Here is a 17,108-nt window from a genome sequence, read left to right on the forward strand (position 1 = left end):
GATAATGTCGATTAACAGATAAGCAATCTTACCTGACTTGCATCGGTTAGCGGGAAAAGGCAATGAAACTCAGCAATATTGCATTTGGTACCACGGCATGGTCGGCGGTGGCGGCAACGGAACATCAGGGTGAAAAGGGCGTTGCAACCTGGAGAACACAGCAATTCGGCGATGTTCGCGTCAGAATGGTGGAATACAGCCCTGGCTATCTCGCCGACCACTGGTGTTCCAAGGGGCATATCCTGCTGTGCCTTTCGGGTGAACTTCACACCGAGCTGGCAGACGGGCGGGTATTTTCTTTGCAGGCGGGTATGAGTTATCAGGTCGCGGATAATGCTGAAGCCCACCGCTCCTGGAGCGACAGTGGCGCAACGCTGTTTATCGTTGATTGATGGGTGGCAACACAGTATACAACCTGCTGCCCCACACTGACCTTCCCCCCTATTTTAAGGGAAAGGTCAGTGGGAAAGATTAATGTTGGAAAAAACTCTGCTTCAGTGCCAGCTCGACGCCGCGTAGCTCTGCCAGCCCTTTTAGCCGACCGATGGCGGAATAGCCCGGATTGGTTTTTTTATGCAGATCGTCAAGCATCTGATGACCATGATCTGGCCGCATAGGAATGGCGCGCGTCTTGCCCTGTTTACCGCGCTGGTGCTCTTCTGCCAGGATGGCTTTTATCACCGCGACCATATCAACATCGCCACCGAGGTGTGCCGCTTCGTGGAAGCTTTTGGGATTCTCTTCGCGCAGAGTGGCACGCAAATGCGCGAAGTGAATGCGGTCAGCAAAGGTTTCCACCATGTTCACCAGGTCATTTTCCGCCAGTACGCCATATGAGCCGGTGCAGAAGGTAAAACCGTTGTGAATACTATCGACGGTCTGTTTTAACCACTGCATATCTTCAATATTCGAAACGATGCGCGGCAGGCCGAGAATCGGGCGCGGCGGATCGTCCGGATGCACTGCCAGCACAATGCCGGACGCCTCGGCCACCGGTACGATGGCGCGCAGAAATTCGGCCATATGTTCACGTAACCGGCCTTTGTCGATGCCATCATACTGCGACAGCTGCGCCTGGAACTGCTCCAGCGTATAACCTTCTTCAGCGCCCGGCAGGCCGGCGATAATATTGCGCGTCAGCTTTTCGATCTGCTCGGCGCTCATCGCCGCGAAGTAATCAGCTGCCTGCTGCTGCTCCTCGGCGGAGTAATCCTGCTGCGCGCCAGGCCGTTGCAGGATATGCAGTTCAAAGGCAGCAAAGGCAATAAAATCAAAGCGCAGCGCTCTTGAGCCATCTGCCAGCGGATATTCGAGGTCGGTGCGCGTCCAGTCGAGCACCGGCATAAAGTTGTAGCAAACGGTATCGATGCCACAGGCACCGAGATTGCGCAGTGACTGCTGATAGTTAGCGATATATTTTTTAAAGTCGCCGCGTTGGGTTTTAATCGATTCATGCACCGGAATGCTTTCCACCACCGACCAGACCAGCCCTTTTTCCGCCAGCAACGCCTGCCGTGCTTTAATTTCCTCCACCGGCCATACGTCACCGTTGGCAATATGATGCAGAGCGGTAACGATGCCAGTGGCTCCCGCCTGACGGGCATCATCCAGCGAAACCGGATCTTTCGGGCCATACCAGCGCCATGTGTGTTCCATTGCTTCTCTCCACGCAGGGACGAGCTCATCGCCCGTCTGAGGATTGTGGCCCAGTGGTCAGGCCGCTGGACCAAGAATAACGTTAATCTTGTCGGTTATGCCGTGATGGCGATCCCAGCCCGGCAGATATTCAGCAAGATAAACGCTGTGATAAGCTGCATGGCATCAATGCGCTATACAGAGAGCGGTATGGAATTACCTACACTTAAAGTCGAGCGACTGTATCGGCAGATTTCTAATCTATTGATTAACTGTATTCGTCAGGGGCAATTTGCTCCCGGTGCGATGCTGCCGGCCGAACGTGAGCTGGCTAAACAGCTGGGCGTCAGCCGCTCATCGATTCGTGAAGCCCTGATTGCGCTGGAAATTACCGGCTGGGTTGAGATTCGCACCGGTAACGGGGTGTTTATTGCCAGTCCGCTACCGACGGCGGTTCCTGCACGCGCGGAAGATGAATTCAGCCTGCAGGATTTAATTAAAGCGCGTCAGTCTTTTGAGGCGATGACCGCCGAGCTGGCAGCCCGCAATGGCAGCGATCATCAGCGTGCTGAACTGCGGGAGCTGACGCAGGATTTGATTCAGCACCAGCTTAACGATGAGGCGTTTTTGCGTGACGATAAACGATTTCATCTGCTGATCAGTGAGATGAGTGGCAACGATGTGCTGCGCGATATGATGGAATATCTGTGGGACAAACGTAACAGCTCACGTTTTATGCGGCTGGAAACCCATTATGCGGAAGGCGATTTTGCGGCAGAGATGAATCGCGACCATCAGCAAATTGCCCAGGCAATTATTGGGCGCGATGCGCCACGTGCGCGTAGCTGTATGGAGCAGCATTTGCAGCACGTTTACGATCGGCTGTTTAGTGCTGGCTAGCCTGGTTTTTTCATCGGTCGCCCGTCGCTGAGCAGAATAGCCAGCTTGCTGCCGCCCGGTGTCGTCTCCATCAGAATCTTACAGACGCTGGTCAGCGGCACCGACAGCAGCATACCCACCGGGCCGAGCAGCCAGCCCCAGAAAATCAACGACAGAAAAACCACCAGCGTCGACATGCCAAGACCGCGGCCCATCACTCGCGGTTCGAGAATATTACCAAATACCATATGAATAGCGGTAAACAGCGCTCCGACCAGCGCCGCATCGTAGACGCTGTTCAATACCAGCGCCTGAATCAACGGCGGGATACCGGCAATAATCGGCCCGATATTGGGAATAAAGTTGAGTACAAACGCCACCACGCCCCACAGCAGCGCAAATTTTACCCCTAACAGCAGCAGCGTCAGCCAGACGGCGACGCCGGTTATCAGGCTAATCAGCGTTTTCAGTGCCAGATAGTGAGTGACGCCTTTTAACGCTTTATGCATCCCTGCAATACGAATCTGCGGATTTACCAGCGCATTGCGCAGTTTGTAGGGCAGATGGCGCACCTCAAACAGCATAAATACCACCGTCAGAATCAGTAGTACAAAATTGGTCATCGCGCCGGAGAACTGCGTCAGTACCATAGTGGCGACATTCATCAACGAGTTAGGATCGAGCCGTGCAGCCAGCGATTCTGCTGAAATATTAATATGCACCGTGGCGGCAAGGTGCTGTACCACACCGAGTTTTTGTTCCAGCGTGGCGCGAATTTCTGGGTAGAGATTACTGAACTCATTAACCGAGCTGGCCAGCATCGCCACTAATAGCGTAATCACTACTAAAATGGCGACGATCACCAGCGAGATGGCGATACTGCGGCGAATACCGCGCTTCATCAGGATGGTTACCAAAGGATTCAGTACGATGGCAAGAAAACTGGCCAGCAGAAACGGCACGATGATTTCGGCTGCCGCGCGTATACCGGCGAGGATGATTACCAGCATCGCCATTTTCAGCAGCATGTTCTGGCCTATTTTTTCCTGCAGCGGTGCGTTCATTAAGGCTCCTGAGAAGAGATCAGCACTGCAAGTGTAGTCGCTGCACGGTTAACTTTATGATTTTAGGAGTAATGGAAATCGCCAAGACAGTAAGGCGTGAACAGTAAGCAAACAATTGTCACTCGAGGATTGCTGAAAAAAGCGTATAGTTATTTTTCCGCACTACGCCAATATCAGATCGCGAGCCATAAATTTCATGTCAGAGCCACCTGCTACGGAAGTTGTCCAGAGCGGATTACGCTTAAATCTGCGCATTATCTCCACCGTCATTTTCAACTTTGCCAGCTATCTGACCATCGGCCTGCCGCTGGCGGTGCTGCCCGGCTATGTCCACGACGTTATGGGCTATAGCGCTTTCTGGGCCGGCCTGGTGATTAGCCTGCAATACCTTTCGACGTTACTGAGCCGCCCGCATGCCGGACGTTATGCCGATCTTTGGGGGCCGAAGAAAGTGGTGATTGTCGGTCTGTGCGGCTGTTTTATCAGTGGCGTCTGTTACGCGTTGGCAGCGCTCAGCGCGGCAATACCGTTGCTGAGCTTGGGGTTATTGTGCGCCGGACGACTGATTCTTGGCGTTGGACAAAGTTTTGCCGGTACTGGCTCGACGCTGTGGGGTGTCGGCATGGTCGGTTCGCTGCACATTGGACGGGTGATTTCATGGAACGGTATTTTCACCTACGGCGCGATGGCGATTGGCGCACCGCTGGGGGTGCTGATTTACCGGCTTGGCGGCTTGCTGCTGTTGTCGGCCATCATCATGGCAATTATCGTAATTGCCGTGGTGCTGGCACTGCCGCGTCCGGCCGTTAAAGGCAGCAAAGGTAAGCCGATGCCGTTTCGCGCGGTACTTGGCAAGATTTACGGTTACGGCCTGATTCTGGCGATGGCGTCCGCCGGTTTCGGCGTAATCGCCACCTTTATCACTCTGTTTTATCAGGATAAAGGTTGGGAGGGGGCGGCATTCGCACTGACGATGTTCAGTGTGGCTTTTGTCGGTACCCGGCTACTGTTTCCCAATAGCATCAACCGCTACGGTGGATTACAGGTCGCCATCTGTTGCTTTACGGTTGAAGCCATTGGCTTGTTTCTGGTCTCGGCCTCATCGCTGCCGTGGATGGCGCTTCTTGGCGCACTGCTTACCGGTGCCGGCTTCTCGCTGGTGTTCCCGGCAATTGGCGTCGTGGCGGTAAAAGTGGTGCCGCCACAAAATCAGGGTAGTGCGCTGGCAACCTATACCGCGTTTATGGATTTATCACTGGGAATAACCGGCCCGGTTGCCGGATTTATCATGACCTATGCCGGGGTTCCGATGATTTATCTGTTAAGTGGGTTACTGGTGTGTGTGGCGCTGGTGGTGACATTGCGGATGCGGCTGAAAGCCGAGCCGCAGGGGAGCTGAAACGCCCCCCTGGGGATTGATTAGCGGTCAGCCCTGCATCAGTGCAATACTCTGGCGGATTTCACGTTCGATATCCGCTTCGCTCCAGCTTTCCAGTTCACTTGAGAAGGGCTCAAAGGCGTAAATTCCTTGATAACCGAGCCTTTCCAGCCGCTGAACCTGCTCTACACTTTTCAGCAGATCGCCTTCACTCAGCATAATACGCTGTTCATCAGTCAGCTCTTCAGTGGCACGGGCGTCCTCAACGCCAGAAAGATGTACCAGCCCGATGCGGTTGATATCGATTGCGCTGAATTCCTGCTCTGCATGTTCATACAGATGATGGTGGAAGGTATCGAGTACGATACTGAACGGCACCTGTGCATCACGGATCAGTGCCTGCGCCTGTACCGCCGAGCGCAGAGAGCTGACCGGGAAACCCAGAGGTTCCACCAGACCCTGAATAGCATACTTCTCAAACAGCGGAGCCAGCTTTTTCATTGCCGCTACGGTGTCTTCCGCCGGGATCGCGGTACCCTCATTAAGCGGGCACAATACCAGCGCTTTCGCGCCCACGCCCTGCGCATCTTTCAGTAATCCCTCGGCTTTGGCCAGCAGCGCATCATCTGCCTGATTAAACGGATAGACCGCGTTAATGGTGACAATTTCCAACCCGTATTGTTTTGCCAGCGCCTTCACTTCAGCATGGCTGAGATTGTCCGTTACCTTGCCGCCAGGCATATCGTTGCGTAATTCAACTTTATTCAGGCCCAGCCTGTGCACCAGTTTAAAAAAGCTGTTGATGGACAGCGTGGGCGCAATTTTGCGGTTGATACAAAAACGGGTTGGATCGATGGCCATGTTGTCACTCCTGCGGACAGAAAAAGGGGATAAAGCATCTGTTGCATAAGAGAACATTTATTTCACTATAAGTTAATTGTGAAATTTAAATTTTTAGATCGGCTTCGCATAAAATCGCTAATCAGCACTGTCTCCGCAGGTTGTCAGGCCGGATAACAGACCAAAATCGGCAATAATTTAGCGCGATTGTTGTGGTGAACAGCTTGGCTTGCAGGCCAGTGCTGATGCGGTTTGTTGACCTGCTGGCGCGGCGGCTGAGATCGTTGAATGTCGCTTGCAGCAAAAATGCGATCCACCCCGCTAAAAATGAATTTTCCAAAGGGAAATATTTGAAAAATTTATTTCAATATAATACTTTCTTAGCACGCATTCGGGTTTTGCCCGGTCAGGTAGCGTGTGACGTTAAAGACTGCCTGCAGGGATCTATCACATCAAAGAGGCAAGAACATGAATATCACGGGTAACTTTATTGGCGGTAAAACTTCGCTGAGTGCCAGCAACGAAACGATTCCGGTCTACGATCCGGCTACCGGTAAAGCGGTACGCGAGCTGACGCAAAGTAGCGCGCAGGAAGTCGCCAATGCGATTGAAGTGGCACATAACGCCTTTGATGAATGGTCCCGCACCTCACCGCTGCGCCGTGCGCGAATTCTGTTTAACTTTAAAGCGCTGATGGAACAGCATCGGGACGAGCTGGCCGAGCTGATTGTCAGCGAACACGGCAAGGTATGGTCAGATGCGCTGGGTGAACTGACGCGTGGCCTCGAAGTCGTTGAGTTCGCCTGCGGTATTCCGCATCTGATTAAAGGGGAAAACTCCGCTGACGTCGGTACCGGCGTCGACAGCTACTCGCTGATGCAGCCGCTGGGCGTGGTAGCGGGTATTACCCCGTTTAACTTCCCGGCGATGGTGCCATTATGGATGTTCCCGATCGCGCTGGCCTGCGGTAACACCTTTGTACTGAAGCCGCCGGCGCTCGATCCTTCTGCTTCGGTGCGCATGGCCGAATTGCTGACCGAAGCTGGCCTGCCGGACGGCGTGTTTAACGTGATTCACTGCTCGAATGAAGATGCAGAGCAGCTGTATACCGACCCGCGGGTGCAGGCGGTAAGCTTTGTCGGCTCGTCTGGCGTGGCGGAACATATTTATAAAACTGCCAGTGCGCACGGCAAGCGCGTGCAGGCGTTTGGCGCGGCGAAAAACCATGCCATCGTGATGCCGGATGCCGATCTCGATGCAACGGTTAATGCCATTATGGGCGGTGCCTTCGGATCTGCTGGCGAGCGCTGCATGGCGCTGCCGGTGGTGGTCGCTGTCGGTGATGATACTGCCGACAAGCTGATTGCAGCCCTGACGCCGCTGGTAAAAGCGCTGCGCGTCGGCCCTGGCATCCAGAAAGGCAATGACGAAAACGAAATGGGGCCGGTGGTTTCCGCTGCCCATCAGAAAAAGGTGCTCGGCTATATTGATAAAGGCGAGCAGGAAGGGGCGAAGCTGGTGGTCGATGGCCGCAATATCAGCGTCCCGGGTTATGACGAAGGTTACTACGTTGGCGGCACGCTGTTCGATAACGTCACCTCTGATATGGTGATCTGGCGTGAAGAGATTTTTGGACCGGTGCTGAGCATTATGCGTGCGCCAGATTATCAAAGCGCACTGCAACTGGTTAACAGTCACGAGTTTGGTAACGGCAGCGCAATTTTCACCAGCAATGGTCACACTGGCCGAGACTTTGTGCGGGAAGTTCAGGCGGGCATGGTTGGCGTTAACGTGCCGGTGCCGGTTCCGATGGCATTCCACAGCTTTGGCGGCTGGAAACGCTCGGTGTTTGGTGCGCTGAATGTGCATGGCCCGGATGGCGTGCGTTTTTATACCCGGATGAAAACCGCTACCGTGCGCTGGCCAAGCGGTCAGCAGACGGTGTCTGAATTCAGTATGCCAACCCTGGAATAATCACCGGGCACAGGAGAAGCCGATGTCTTTGTTAGCCAAATATCAACAACCGGATGCCAGTGGTCGCATCCAGCACGTCACGCCGGAAAGCGCAGGCTGGCGCTATGTGGGGTTTGACGCCTACCAGCTTAAGCAAGGGCAGACCCTGACACTGGAAAGCGGCAATAAAGAGCTGTGTCTGGTGCTGGTCGCCGGGCTGGCGTCGGTCAAAACCCGGCATGCTGAGTTTCCGGGAATCGGCAAGCGCATGTCACCGTTTGAGCGTACACCACCCTATTCGGTGTATGTACCGCATGGCGATAAAGTGGAAGTGGTGGCCGATTCCGATCTTGAGCTGGCGGTGTGTAATGCACCCGGCAACGGCAATCTGCCAGCGCGGCTGATTACGCCAGCAGATGTCGGCGTTGAACAGCGTGGTAAAGGGCGCAATAAGCGCCTGGTTCACAATATTCTGCCGGACGATAAACCTGCCGACAGCCTGCTGGTGGTTGAAGTGTATACCAATGAGGGCGATACCAGCTCTTATCCAAGCCATAAGCACGATCAGGAAAATTCAGAACACGAAACCTATCTGGAAGAGACCTATTATCATCGGTTCAATCCGGAGCAGGGTTTTGCGATGCAGCGTGTTTATACCGATGACCGCTCGCTCGATGAGTGCATGGCGGCGTATAACCGCGACGTGGTGACGGTGCCACGCGGTTATCATCCGGTGGCAACTATCGCCGGGTATGATAACTATTATCTGAACGTGATGGCCGGTCCGGTACGTCTGTGGAAATTTACCTGGGAGAAAGATCACGCCTGGGTAAACAGTGACGAATATCCACGCAGTAAATGACGGGCAGTGATGCTGGTAAGGGAGCCGAAAACGGCTCCCTTGCTATATATTGCAGTTATAACAGTCGGTTGTTGGGCGACTAACCGGCGTTATTCAGTGCCAGCGAGACCGCCAGCGTTTGCGCCAGACATAGCGACGCCACCTGCGAACGGAAGCCATCTACCTGCGCTTCACGCACCACAAAACAGATATCACTGAAGGCGGCCAGCGGGCTGACCTGGCTGTCGGTGATGGCAATCAGATGCGCGCCGCGCTTGGCTCCCAACTCCACCAACTCCACCGCTTCACGCGCGTAAGGTGAATAGCTGATGGCAATCACTACGTCCTTCGGGTTCACCATACTCAGCTGCTCGGTAAACATGCCGCCGAGGCCGTCGATCAGAAAAGCACGACGCTCAAGGTGGCGCAGCGCATAGGTCAGATAAGAGGCGACGCTGAACGAGCGACGCAGGCCGATAACATAAATATTTTCCGCTTCACTCAGCATCTGCACCGCTTTTTCCAGCTGCTCAGGATTGGTCTGCATCGCCAGCTGTTGCAGAGCCTGCGAGTTAACCATAGTGAAAACGTTGAGGATCTCAGCCGGGTTTTCCGGCGCGGCGGCATTCTCATCGGTAGCGGTCTGACGAAACAGCCGGGCGCGCTCGGTATAGTTGACCGTCTCTTCCATCAGATGCTGACGGAAAACTTGTTTCATTTCGTTGAAACCACTAAAGCCAAAAGCATTGGAGAAACGAATCAGGGTGGATGGCGGCACGTCAGCCTGCTGCGCAATCGAGGCAACGGTATCAAAAGCAATGCTGTTACTGTTATCAAGAATATAGCGAGCGACCTGTTTCAGGCGTTTGCTGAGAGTGTCATAACGACGACGAATGTCGTCCTGCAGCAGGGAGAGTTGAGTAGGGTTATTGGTCATCACTTCGGCTCGCTAAAATTATTGGCGTTTTGCTGAACGATATACTACCAGATGAATGGAAAATTTCACTTTATGACTAATATTGCCGAGTTTATTTCATGGCAATATGAATCACTTCACATTCTGTCGACTTACGTTCGGCGGAGATTAAAAAGGCGACCCGCCGGTCGCCTTAGCTGTTAATGCAGATTTATTGCGCCGGGCGCGCTTCGCGCCAGTAGCCGATAAGCCGCAAATAGTTGCTCTTCACCTGATTAATCAGCGACTGATCGTCCAGTTCGCCCTGAAGCCACTGACGTGAAGGCTGAGCGAAAATGGTGCGGCCAACGGCAAAGCCTTTTACCCATGATGCTTGCGCCGCGTCAGCAAAACCGGCTTTCAGCTTCTCTTCCGGTGCGTCCAGCCCCAGCAGCAGGATACCGCGGCAGTGTGGATCCTGCTGTTCGATCAACTGGCCAATGGCCTGCCAGTTTTCCAGCGGCAGCGGTGGCAGTTTCCACCAGTCTGGCTGGATGCCGAGGCTGTAGAAGTGGCTGAGCATATCGTGATAGTAGGAGGGGTTATGATCAGGATTATCCTCCGGCAGAATCACTTCCAGCAGCAGTTCATGACCAGATTTATTGCAGCCGCGCCAGACGTCGAGGATCAGTTCATCCTGCTGCTGGCGCATCTCCGCGCTGTCGTGTGGGTGGTAGAACACCAGGCATTTCACCACGTGCTCCTGCGGCCAGTCGATCAGCTGCGAGCCAATATTGCCATGCTCAAGACGCAGCGGGCGCGAGCTGGGTAGCTCAATCGGACGGCCAATCCACCAGCCTTTACCGGTAATTGCATTCAATGCCGTCTGGCCATAAGTGGTATCCGCCAGAATACCGCTGCGATGATCGAGACCGGCTTCTGCCGCTGCAGATTCCGCTGCTTTCAGTAACAAACTTTTCAGTTGTGGAATTCGTGATTCATCCACACCGGCTTCACGCGCCATTTCGGCCAGTTGCTTACGGTGATCAAAGGCAAAAACATTCAGTTCCTGCCACTGCTGTTTGCGGGTGGTGACGCGATGCAGATGGTTCAGATGGGCATCAAGGTCCGGGCGTTTCACTTCGTTATCGCGACCGAGAAAATCATCCAGCTCTTCTTTGGTTGGCATCGCTGGCGCACAGCCGTGGCGGGAAACGACCAGCGCACCACAGGCGTTGGCATAACGGCACGCCTGTTCCCAGCCTTCATCATTCAGCCAGCCGCGCAGCAGACCAGACATAAATGCATCGCCCGCGCCAAGCACGTTCAGCACTTCTACCCGCACACCGCTATGCAGACGGATCTGTTCCCAGCTGTCCGGAATCGCCTCTTCAAACACCACGCAGCCCATCGGGCCACGTTTACACACCAGCGTGGCGTTGGTCGCCTGACGCACATTTTTGAGCGCGGTCAGAGTGTCGGTGCTGCCACCGGCAATATGAAACTCTTCCTCGGTACCCACCACCAGATCGAAGTAGTGCAGCACTTCCTGCAGTTGCTGCGTCACGTGCTGTGATTCAATAAAGCGGGTTTCGCCATCGCCCAGCGAGGTCAGGCCCCAGAGCACCGGACGGTAGTCAATATCCAGCGCGGTGCGCAGACCGTGAGCTTTGGCAAATTCCAGCGCTTTCAGCACTGCGGCACGGGTATCCGGGTGTGACAGATGGGTGCCGGTTATCGCCAGCGCCCGTGAAGAGGCAATGTACTCCTCACGAATATCTTCTGGTTTCAGTCCCATATCAGCGCAGTTATCACGGTAGAAAATCAGCGGAAAGGACTCTTCATCTTTAATTCCGAGGATCACCAGCCCGGTCAGACGCGACGGGTCAGTGATCAGCGATTCGGTATCCACACCAACGCGTTGCAGCTCTTCACGCAGGAAACGACCATTGTGCTCATCACCCACGCGCGCCAGCATCGCCGATTTCAGCCCCTGAATCGCGGTACCGTATGCGACATTACCGGACGAGCCGCCGAGATATTTGGAAAAGGTGCTCATATCTTCCAGTCGCGCACCAATCTGCTGACCATAAAGATCAACGGCGATGCGCCCGATACAAATCACATCAAGCCGCTTCTGTTGTGTACTCATACCTGTAGTTTCCTTCTGTGATAAGCAGACTCCGTCGGGCTTTGCGCCAATCACGCCACCAGCACGCGGGAAGACGTCTGGTGGATAAAATCGAAAGCCGCTCGAACCGGATTTAACATGTTTTGCAGTATGAGGAATAAAAATTCCAAGTTCAATATGAAATGAAATTATCACCCCAAAATTGTGAGGTAGATAAAACTCTGGCTGAGGCTGTGATCCAGGCGCGGTTTTTCAGAGCATATCCCGCCCGCCTGAAAGCGGCGAGCCGTACCGCAACACCGCCTTGCTATATAAAGAAAGCTGTTGAAGTGAAATGAAATTTCCTTTTTATCGCGTTGTAGTAGAGAGATGTTCCAATTAATGGACTCTGACAGCCGGTCAAATGTCGTTTCATCACAGAATTTGATCTCTCTCGCAAAATGAAATGTTTTTTCTGTAATTGTATTTAGTGGAAAAAATATTTGTTTATAATCGCCTCACGTTTCACTTATTTGCTGTCGCCTCTGACAGCACCCGATACCCAAAGGATGAGCACATGGGCACAATCAGATTAACTACCGCACAGGCGCTGGTCAGATTTCTGGATAACCAGTATTTGTCGGTAGACGGTGTGGAAACTAAATTCGTGAAAGGGATTTTCGCCATTTTCGGCCACGGAAATGTGCTCGGTCTGGGTCAGGCGCTGGAGCAGGACAGCGGCGATCTGGTGGTGCATCAGGGGCGCAATGAGCAGGGGATGGCTCATGCGGCAATTGGCTTCGCCAAACAGAAACTGCGCCGTCAAATCATCGCCTGTACCTCATCTGTCGGGCCGGGTGCGGCAAATATGATTACCGCCGCGGGCACTGCCAGCGCTAACCGTATTCCACTGTTACTGCTGCCGGGCGATGTGTTTGCCACGCGCCAGCCCGATCCGGTGCTGCAACAGATTGAGCAGAGTTACGATCTGAGCATCAGCACCAATGATGCCTTCCGTGCGGTCAGCAAATACTGGGATCGTATTAACCGCCCTGAACAGCTGATGACGGCCTGTATTAATGCCATGCGCGTGCTGACCGATCCGGCTGAAACCGGAGCCGTCACTCTTTCGCTGCCGCAGGATGTGCAGGGCGAAGCCTGGGATTTCCCGGACTATTTCTTCCAGAAACGCGTACACCGTCTCGATCGCCGCCTGCCGACGCTGGCCCAGCTGCAGGATGCGCTGAAACTGTTGGCCGGCAAACGCAAGCCGCTGATTATTTGCGGCGGTGGGGTGAAATATTCCGAAGCCGGTGAAGCGCTGCGTCAGTTTGCCGAGCGCCATAATATCCCGTTTGCCGAAACGCAGGCCGGTAAAGGCACCATCGTTTCCGATCATCCACTGAATGTCGGTGGCGTGGGTGAAACCGGTTGTCTGGCGGCCAACCTGCTGGCGAAAGAGGCCGATTTGGTGATTGGCGTTGGCACCCGTTATACCGATTTTACCACCGCATCTAAATGGATCTTCCAGAACCCGGAAGTCAGCTTCCTGAATATTAACGTCAGCAATTTCGACAGTTATAAGCTCGACGGCGTTCAGCTGGTGGCCGATGCGCGTGAAGCGCTGACGGCACTGGACGGTCGCCTGGCCGCGCAGGGCTTTACCAGCGGCTGGGGCGAACAGGTCAGCCAGGCGCAGAGCAAGTTGCTGAAAGAGACCCAGCGTGTTTATCAGGTTGAGTACAGCGGGGCTGATTTTATTCCGGAAATTGCCGATGGCATCGACCGTGAAGCGCTGTTCGCGGAGTTTAATCGTCTGACCAACTCCTTCCTGACGCAGAGCAGCGTCCTCGGCACGCTTAACGAGCAGCTCCCAAAGAATGCGGTGATCGTCGCCGCAGCGGGGAGTTTACCTGGCGATCTGCAACGCGTGTGGCGCACCAAAGATTACAACAGTTACCACGTCGAATATGGCTACTCCTGTATGGGGTATGAAGTCAATGCCTCGCTGGGCGTCAAGCTGGCAGAGCCGCATCGGGAGGTCTACACGCTGGTCGGCGACGGCTCGTTTATGATGCTGCACTCCGAACTGGTGACCTCCATTCAGGAAGGCGCCAAGATCAACGTGGTGCTGTTCGACAATATGACCAACGGCTGCATTAACAATCTGCAGATGGAACACGGCATGGATAGCTTTACCACCGAGTTCCGCTTCCGTAATGCCGAAGGTGGCAAACTGAACGGCGGGTTTGTGCCGGTGGACTTCGCGGCGATTGCGGCTGGATACGGCTGTAAAACTTACCGCGTTACCACACTGGCGGAGCTGAAGCAGGCGCTGGAAGATGCCCGTCAGCAAACCGTTTCAACGCTTATCGATATCAAAGTGCTGCCAAAAACCATGGTGCACAAATACTTCAGCTGGTGGCACGTTGGCGGCGCGCAGGTTTCGACCTCCGATCGCGTTGATGCCGTCGCTAAAATGCTCAACGAACATGTTGATCAGGCGCGTAAGTATTGATTTAACAGCTTTATCTGATGCGGGATAACCCGCATCGATCATAAAAAAATTAGCCCCAACCCTACAAAATTCCGGAGTTATCATGACGCTACGTTTAGGTGTTATCGGCACAGGTGCCATCGGTCAGGAACATATTCGTCGCTGCAGCAAAGTCCTGCAAGGGGCAGAAGTGGTGGCGGTTTCAGATATTAATGTTGAGGGCGCGCGCGCGGCGCTGGCTAAGCTCGGCCTTAATGCAGAAGTGTATGCCGACGGTCATGAGGTGGTGAAGTCTGCTGACGTTGATGCGCTGCTGGTCACCTCGTGGGATCCGACGCATGAAGAGTTCACGCTGGCCGCGATTGCCGCAGGTAAACCGGTATTTTGTGAAAAACCGCTGGCGATGTCTGCTGAGGGCTGCCGCCGTATTGTTGATGCTGAGATTAAATTCGGTAAGCGTCTGGTTCAGGTTGGCTTTATGCGTCCGTATGACGCCGGCTATGTGGCGCTGAAAAAGGTTATCAGCGCCGGAGAGATTGGCGAGCCGCTGATGCTGCACTGCGCGCACCGTAATCCGACGGTACCGGAAAGCTATACCACCGATATGGCAATTACCAACACCCTGATTCATGAGCTGGATGTGCTGCGCTGGCTGACTGAAGATGACTACAAGTCGGTACAGGTCGTGTTCCCACGTACCACCTCGAAGTCACATGCCAAACTGAAAGATCCGCAAATTGTGCTGTTTGAAACCAACAAAGGTATTCGTATCGACGTCGAAATCTTTGTTAACTGTGCTTACGGCTACGACATCCAGTGCGAAGTGGTGGGTGAAAGCGGAATTGCCAAACTTCCCGAACCTTCGTCAGTGCTGATGCGCAAAGATGCCAAACTGTCTGAAACCATTCTGACCGACTGGAAAGACCGCTTTATTGATGCTTATGACGTTGAACTGCAAGCGTTTATCAATGACGCGACGGCGGGACAGCTAAAAGGTCCATCGGCCTGGGATGGCTACGCCGCGTCAGTCGCAGCGGATGCCTGTATCAAAGCCCAAAACAGCGGTGCCATTGAGCCGGTTGAACTGCCTGCGCGTCCGGCATTCTACGACAAATAAACTGCAACAGCTCCCCGCTGCGTGCGGGGGGATCTCCCCTTTATATTGTTGTACGTTGGAGAGACTGATGAAAATTGCTTTTGATGTTGATGTCATAAAAGATTTAGGCATCACCAAAATGGTTCACCAGGTTGCCGACTGGGGCTACAAATATATTGAGCAGTCGCCGCATCCGCAAATCAACCCGTTCTATAAACATCCGAAAGCCAGCCGCGAAATTATCACTGAATATAAAAACGCGCTAAGGGCAACGGGCGTCGAGCTTTCCTCGTTTATCGTGGTTTATCGCTGGTCAGGCCCGGACGAAGCGCGGCGCCAGGCGGCGGTGCGTAACTGGAAACGCATGATTGAGATCGCGGTAGAAATGGGCGTACAGGTGATTAATACCGAGCTTTCTGGCACCCCGAACGAGCCGGAAATCTGCGAAGAGATGTTCTATCGCTCGATGGAAGATCTGCTGCCGATTATTGAGCGAGAAGGTATTCGTATCGAAATTCAGTCGCACCCGTGGGACTTCTGTGAAGAGAATAATGAAACCGTCGATCTGGTGAAATCGTTCCGCAGTGAGAACGTCAAGTACCTCTACAGCGTGCCGCACACATTCTTCTATGACAAAGGGAAGGGCGATGTGAAAAGCATGCTGGAGTACGCCGGTGACGATCTGTCGCATGTGTTAATTGCCGATACCATGAACCACACCAAGCATTGTCGCTACATCGTTAACCCGCCGGGCGTGGATGCCACTATTCACCAGCATGTTGGCGTCGGTGAGGGTGAAGTTGATTTCGACACGCTGTTTAAGACGCTGCGCGAAACCGATTTTGCCACCCGCAGCTACAAAGTGGGCGGCGAACCGATTATTGCCGCTTCGCTGTTTGGTTATCCGGAAAAAATGAAGTATCAGGCAGTGGAAACCCGCGAGCTGATTGAGCGCGAATTACTGAGCAAATAAACGTATCCGTAGGGGCGGCGAGATCGCCGTTCCTGGAGGCATCACGATGAATAAAGATCATGTAAAACTGGCGATTGCGCCAATCGGCTGGACTAACGACGATATGCCGGAGCTGGGTAAAGAGAATACTTTCCAGCAGACGGTCAGTGAAATGGCGCTGGCCGGCTTTACCGGCAGTGAGGTGGGCAGTAAATATCCGCGCGATCCGGCGGTGTTAAAGCCGATGCTGGAGATCCGGGGTATCCAGATTTGTAACGCCTGGTTCAGCACCTTTTTTGCCCAGGGCGATAAAGCAAAAACCATCGACGAGTTCGTTAATCATATGAACTTCCTGCACGCTATGGGTGCTAAGGTGATTGGTTGTTCCGAGCAGAGCAAGAGTATTCAGGGCACGGAGCTGGCAGTTCTGGAGCAGAAACCGCACTTTACTGATGAAGAGTGGCAGCTCACGGCAGACGGCTATAACGAGCTGGCGAAAATCGCCGCGGAAAAAGGCATGCAGGTGTGTCTGCATCACCATATGGGCACGGCAATTCAGACCAATGCAGAAGTTGATCGCTTTATGTCGCTGACCAATGATGATGTGTTCCTGCTGTTTGATACCGGCCACGCCTACTACTCTGAAGGTTCGCAGCAGGAGATGCTGGCGCTGCTGAAGAAGTACCTGCCGCGTATTAATCATGTGCATCTGAAAGATGTGCGTGATGAGATTGTGGCGCAGGTTCGTCGCGAGAGCCTGTCATTCCTTGATGGCGTCAAAAAAGGCACTTTTACCGTTCCGGGTGATGGCGTTATCGATTTCAAACCGGTGTTCAAAATTCTCGACGATTATGGCTATAAAGGCTGGATGGTGGTAGAAGCCGAGCAGGATCCGGCATTAGCGAATCCGTTCGAGTATGCGGTAAAAGCGCGGAAATATATCCGCGAGACGGCGGGTATTTAATCCG

General features: G+C 53.7%; 14 protein-coding genes. 9 read left to right on the plus strand and 5 right to left on the minus strand.

What is annotated here, in order from left to right:
* Positions 1-62 precede the first annotated feature (62 nt).
* A complete protein-coding gene (locus tag RIN69_RS01210; protein ID WP_313855037.1) occupies positions 63-392 on the plus strand; it encodes a DHCW motif cupin fold protein in 330 nt (109 codons plus the stop codon).
* A gap of 79 nt (positions 393-471) precedes the next feature.
* Here the strand turns inward: RIN69_RS01210 and uxuA are convergent, their stop codons facing one another.
* Entirely contained in the window at positions 472-1,656 is a 1,185-nt protein-coding gene (uxuA, locus tag RIN69_RS01215) for a mannonate dehydratase (protein ID WP_313855038.1), read from the minus strand.
* A 189-nt stretch (positions 1,657-1,845) separates the two neighbouring features.
* On the opposite strand from uxuA, the gene RIN69_RS01220 reads away from it, so the two are divergent.
* On the plus strand, positions 1,846-2,535 hold the full coding sequence (locus tag RIN69_RS01220; protein WP_313855039.1) for a FadR/GntR family transcriptional regulator: 690 nt from the start codon (positions 1,846-1,848) through the stop codon (positions 2,533-2,535).
* On the opposite strand, the gene RIN69_RS01225 is transcribed toward RIN69_RS01220, so the two are convergent.
* Positions 2,532-3,578 (minus strand): AI-2E family transporter, encoded by a 1,047-nt coding sequence (locus tag RIN69_RS01225; protein ID WP_313855041.1) that lies wholly within the window; start codon positions 3,576-3,578, stop codon positions 2,532-2,534. The two genes, RIN69_RS01220 and RIN69_RS01225, sit on opposite strands and share 4 nt — an antisense overlap.
* A gap of 196 nt (positions 3,579-3,774) precedes the next feature.
* Here RIN69_RS01225 and RIN69_RS01230 point away from each other — a divergent pair, with 196 nt between their 5' ends.
* Positions 3,775-4,977: an MFS transporter gene (locus tag RIN69_RS01230; RefSeq protein WP_313855043.1), complete on the plus strand. Its 1,203-nt coding sequence runs from the start codon at positions 3,775-3,777 to the stop codon at positions 4,975-4,977.
* A gap of 27 nt (positions 4,978-5,004) precedes the next feature.
* Here RIN69_RS01230 and RIN69_RS01235 read toward each other — a convergent pair whose 3' ends face one another.
* Positions 5,005-5,817 (minus strand): TIM barrel protein, encoded by an 813-nt coding sequence (locus RIN69_RS01235; RefSeq protein WP_313855044.1) that lies wholly within the window; start codon positions 5,815-5,817, stop codon positions 5,005-5,007.
* 447 nt (positions 5,818-6,264) lie between these two features.
* On the opposite strand from RIN69_RS01235, the gene RIN69_RS01240 reads away from it, so the two are divergent.
* Complete coding sequence (locus tag RIN69_RS01240) at positions 6,265-7,770, plus strand: CoA-acylating methylmalonate-semialdehyde dehydrogenase (RefSeq protein WP_313855046.1); 1,506 nt, start codon at positions 6,265-6,267, stop codon at positions 7,768-7,770.
* 22 nt (positions 7,771-7,792) lie between these two features.
* Complete coding sequence (gene iolB / locus RIN69_RS01245; RefSeq protein ID WP_313855047.1) at positions 7,793-8,611, plus strand: 5-deoxy-glucuronate isomerase; 819 nt, start codon at positions 7,793-7,795, stop codon at positions 8,609-8,611.
* A gap of 79 nt (positions 8,612-8,690) precedes the next feature.
* Here iolB and RIN69_RS01250 read toward each other — a convergent pair whose 3' ends face one another.
* Both RIN69_RS01250 and RIN69_RS01255 read right to left on the minus strand, forming a co-directional pair.
* On the minus strand, positions 8,691-9,527 hold the full coding sequence (locus tag RIN69_RS01250; protein WP_313855048.1) for a MurR/RpiR family transcriptional regulator: 837 nt from the start codon (positions 9,525-9,527) through the stop codon (positions 8,691-8,693).
* 190 nt (positions 9,528-9,717) lie between these two features.
* Positions 9,718-11,637 carry a bifunctional 5-dehydro-2-deoxygluconokinase/5-dehydro-2-deoxyphosphogluconate aldolase gene (locus tag RIN69_RS01255; RefSeq protein WP_313855049.1) on the minus strand — a complete coding sequence of 640 codons (1,920 nt, stop codon included), beginning with the start codon at positions 11,635-11,637 and terminating at the stop codon, positions 9,718-9,720.
* Positions 11,638-12,172: 535 nt separating this feature from the next.
* On the opposite strand from RIN69_RS01255, the gene iolD reads away from it, so the two are divergent.
* From iolD to iolE, 4 genes are all read left to right on the plus strand, one after another.
* Entirely contained in the window at positions 12,173-14,113 is a 1,941-nt protein-coding gene (gene iolD / locus RIN69_RS01260; protein ID WP_313855050.1) for a 3D-(3,5/4)-trihydroxycyclohexane-1,2-dione acylhydrolase (decyclizing), read from the plus strand.
* Positions 14,114-14,195: 82 nt separating this feature from the next.
* Positions 14,196-15,209 carry a Gfo/Idh/MocA family protein gene (locus RIN69_RS01265; RefSeq protein ID WP_313855052.1) on the plus strand — a complete coding sequence of 338 codons (1,014 nt, stop codon included), beginning with the start codon at positions 14,196-14,198 and terminating at the stop codon, positions 15,207-15,209.
* Between the two features lie 67 nt (positions 15,210-15,276).
* Positions 15,277-16,161, plus strand: a complete 885-nt coding sequence (locus RIN69_RS01270; protein WP_313855054.1) for a sugar phosphate isomerase/epimerase family protein — start codon at positions 15,277-15,279, stop codon at positions 16,159-16,161.
* 46 nt (positions 16,162-16,207) lie between these two features.
* Positions 16,208-17,104 (plus strand): myo-inosose-2 dehydratase, encoded by an 897-nt coding sequence (iolE, locus tag RIN69_RS01275; RefSeq protein ID WP_313855056.1) that lies wholly within the window; start codon positions 16,208-16,210, stop codon positions 17,102-17,104.
* The last annotated feature ends 4 nt before the right edge of the window (positions 17,105-17,108 follow it).

The sequence above is a fragment of the Winslowiella toletana genome (assembly GCF_032164335.1).
In the GTDB taxonomy this organism is placed as follows: domain Bacteria; phylum Pseudomonadota; class Gammaproteobacteria; order Enterobacterales; family Enterobacteriaceae; genus Erwinia; species Erwinia toletana_A.